The sequence below is a fragment of the Chrysiogenia bacterium genome (genome assembly GCA_020434085.1).
Classification (GTDB): Bacteria; JAGRBM01; JAGRBM01; order JAGRBM01; family JAGRBM01; genus JAGRBM01.
In genome coordinates, this window is record JAGRBM010000447.1 from 1 (window position 1) to 2,508 (window position 2,508).

2 protein-coding genes are annotated in these 2,508 nt (G+C 63.2%); one reads left to right on the forward strand and one right to left on the reverse strand.

All coding sequences use genetic code 11. The features are described from left to right. A partial coding sequence (locus KDH09_15235; protein MCB0221049.1) for a TIGR04053 family radical SAM/SPASM domain-containing protein occupies positions 1-1,054 on the reverse strand: 1,054 nt, incomplete at its 3' end. Positions 1,055-1,253: 199 nt separating this feature from the next. Here KDH09_15235 and KDH09_15240 point away from each other — a divergent pair. After that, positions 1,254-2,508 (forward strand): metal-sulfur cluster assembly factor (locus KDH09_15240; protein MCB0221050.1); only part of this gene is annotated, 1,255 nt, incomplete at its 3' end.

The window sequence follows — 2,508 nt, forward strand, 5'->3', positions numbered from 1 at the left end:
CAGCCTGTTCTCGGGGCTGGTAGGAGCAGCAGGGCTCTTCGGCCATGTAGTTTCCGGTAAAGGCATAGGCCCTGGCACGCGAGCCGCCGCAGACCTTCTTGAACTCGCAGCGACCGCATTTGCCTTCCAAGAGATCCGTATCACGAAGCGTCCGGAAGAGTTCGCTCTCCCGGTAAATCTCGGCCAGAGGCTGGTGGCGAATGTTGCCTGCGCTGATGGGCAGGAAGCCGCTGGGGTAGACGTCGCCGGTGTGGGAGAGGAAGAACAGGCCGCTGGCATCATTGACGCCGCGCGCTGCGCGCCACATACCGCCGGGGAGCCCGACGATGCGCTTGTCGCTCTTGGCTTTCTGCTGGAGCAGGTGCCGCCGGAAATGCGGCGCTGCAGTGCTCTTGATATCGAATGCGGCACTGCCGGCGAGCTTGGCCATCTTGGCGAAGACTTCCTCGAATTCCTCGGCGCTGAGCTCGTCGTCGAATCCCGCGCGGCCCACGGGGACGACAAAGAAAACCGACCAGAGCGTTGCCCCCGAGGCGGCCACGCACTCGGCCATCTGATCGAACTGATGGACGTTGGAACGGCAGATGGAAGAGTTGATCTGCACTGGCAGGTTGTTTTCGTGCGCCGCCGAGATGGCATTCCAGGTGCAATTGAACGAACCCAGCACGCCGCGGAAGCGGTCGTGGCTGACCGCATCGGGGCCATCGAGGCTCACGGCCATGCGCTGGAGTCCCGCACGCGCCATGCGGGCGACCGACTCGCGGGTGAGCAGCGGGGTGGCCGAAGGCGTCATGGTCATCCGCAGCCCCAGGCGCGCGCCCTCTTCGATGTAGGCGAAAGCGTGGGGATTCTTGAGCGGGTCGCCGCCCGTGAGCACCACGAGCTGGGTGCCCATATCTTTGATCTGGCGGAGCGCCTCGAAACCCTCTTCCAGGCTGAGTTCGCCCTCGTCGCGCTCGGTGCAGGCCTCGGCCCGGCAGTGCTGGCAGGCCAAATTGCAGGCGCGCGTAAGCTCCCAGAGCACCAGAAAGGGGGTTTCGTCGAAAGACGGCATGCTGAAGGGTGGCTTGGTCACGGCAGGTTGCTCCTTCCCCGAGCCCCTGGAGGTGGGCCCGGACTGCCATTCCAAGTTACGGTGTGGGCCCAAAAGGGTATATGAGCTGTGTCATCCAGCCAGCCGTGGAACCTGCATATTCTGGGGTTGCGGGGCGGTTTGGAGCAAAAAACCGTCAATCCTGCCAGGATACAACACTATGTCTCCCTCCACGCCCATGCAGGCGCGCGTTTTCGATCTGCTGAGCACAGTCATCGACCCTGAGCTGGGGATCAATATTGTTGACCTCGGCCTCGTCCTCGATGTCCAGTGCAACGACGGAGAGGTGAGTGTCACGATCGGCATGACAAGTCTGACCTGTCCGGTCGGGCCCCAGATGCGCGACGAAATTGCCTACCGGCTCGAAACCCAGCCCTGGGTGCGCCGGGCGCACGTGAGCCTTGATCGTGACTTTCGCTGGACCCCTGATCGCTTGAGCGAATCGGCGCGGGCAGCGCTCGGTGCGCCAAAACCGGCAGAAACACAGCCGCATCAAACAACCGGGAGCGCTACCGGGCATGCAGAGCTCGCGAAGGGGCGTTTGCCCTTTCTGCTATTCGGCGCCCTTTCGCTGCTCGCTGGCTTGCTGGGCGGGCTGCTACGGATTGGCTGGTCCATCGAAGTCGTGCCGGCCGGCTGGGTCACGCTTCACGGGCCGCTGATGGTGTGCGGCTTCCTTGGCGTGGTGATCACGCTCGAGCGCGCGGTGGGACTCGAAAAAGCATGGGGTTATGCGGCGCCTGCACTGGCCGGGGCCGGAGTGGCCGCGATGCTCATTCCGCCGCTGCATGGGTTTGCCCCGATACTTCTGGCCGGGGCGGCGCTCGCCATGATTACGATCTATGTGAGCGTGCTCTTTCGCGGGCGCTCGTTGCCGACCTTTATCGAGTTATTGGGGGCTTTGTGCTGGCTCGTCGGTATCGGAGTGTGGCTCTCGGGTGCGCCGGTTTATCAGGCAGTGCCATGGTGGGCGCTCTTTCTGGTCCTGACCATCGCGGGGGAGCGACTCGAACTCAACTCGTTCCTGACTCCGACTCCCTTCAGGCGTGCCAGTTTCTTGTTTCTGACAACGGTATCGCTGGCGGGCGCGGCACTTGGCGCAATTGAAGGGCCCCTGGGCGCGCGGGTTCTCGGTGTTGCCTTCGTCGGGCTTTCGCTGTGGTTGCTTGCCTTCGATGTGGCCCGCACGCGCCTTTCAGGCGACGCTCTGGCTCGTTTTATCGCTGTGTGCCTGCTCAGTGGGTATGCCTGGCTGGCGGTATCGGGATCCCTTCTTCTTGCGCACGGAATGCAGGCGGCCGGGCTTCTTTACGATGCCACCTGGCATGCGCTCTTTGTGGGTTTTGTCTTCGGAATGATTTTCGCCCACGCGCCCATTGTTTTTCCGGCCGTACTCCGCGTTCCGGTGCCGATGG